We start from the raw sequence: 1,033 nt of genomic DNA on the forward strand, positions 1-1,033 counted from the left end.
GTTCTTGCCCTTCTTTGTTGCCTTCACCGGTTGCTGTTACGTAATCCACAAAGTAACCAATGTGCGACTTCCATGTTTCTTCAAATTGTGCACCGGCTTCGTCGCCGTAAACCGATCCTACGGCTGCACTTAAGTCATCTGCGTTCGCAAGAAGTGCCCCTGCTGCTTGGTCAAAACTTTCGGCGCCGTCCGCGCCGTCTTGCATCGCCATAACCGCAAGTCCTGCGTGTTCAGTGAACGTTGTGTTGAGTGTGGCACGCAAATCAATGGCCGGTGTATCGGCACTGGTGTTGTCAAATTTATCCGGGAATTGCGTCGTGATCGCTACAGACAGGCTTTCGGCGAACATGCTCATGTGTTGAATCGATTCGCGCTCAAGTGAGTAAGCTTTTTCAAAATCGCCCGCTACATACGCGTCAAACGCCATGATCAACTGATCGACGTGCATGTCCAATCCTTCTTGAACCGCCGCTGCTGGCAAGAGTCCGCCTGTGGCGGTATCAAAGAATTTCGATTGTTCGACTTTGTAAGTTTCCAGTTCCGCTAACGCTTGATCTTTGCCTTCTTGGTTGTCTTCAGCGGTTGCTGTCACGTAATCGACGAAATAGCCGATGTGCGACTTCCATACTTCGTCAAACTGTGCGGCGCCTTCTTCCCCGTAAACTGAACCAACGGCTGCAGACAAGTCGTCAGCGTTTGCCAGTAAGGCCCCTGCTGCTTGATCAAAATCTTCTGCCCCGTCGACGCCTTTACGCATCGCTTCAACTGCTAGAAATGCGTGCTCTGTTAAGGTGGTATCCAGTGCGATGCGCAGTTCCGCCGCAGGTGTTGTCGTGCTTACTTCCGTTGCCGCTTCGCTTGTTGAATGACCGCCGTGGCTGTCGGCAAGTGCTGCCGTTGGTACAAGCAACGCTAGGCTAAGTGGTAGGGCTAACAGTAATTTGTTTAATTTCATAATAAAATCGCTCCCTTTTTCTTGTTTTTTTTTTCGTTATACAGACATAACGCAAAGGGCATTTGTTTAGATCACTTT

The 1,033-nt window shown here is 50.0% G+C and carries 1 protein-coding gene; it reads right to left on the bottom strand.

What is annotated here, in order from left to right:
• The coding region (locus QMF37_RS18180; protein WP_283479143.1) for a copper amine oxidase at positions 1-955 on the bottom strand (955 nt) is incomplete at its 3' end.
• Between the last annotated feature and the right edge of the window lie 78 nt (positions 956-1,033).

Source organism: Planococcus sp. S3-L1 (assembly GCF_030063085.1).
GTDB lineage: Bacteria > Bacillota > Bacilli > Bacillales_A > Planococcaceae > Planococcus > Planococcus kocurii.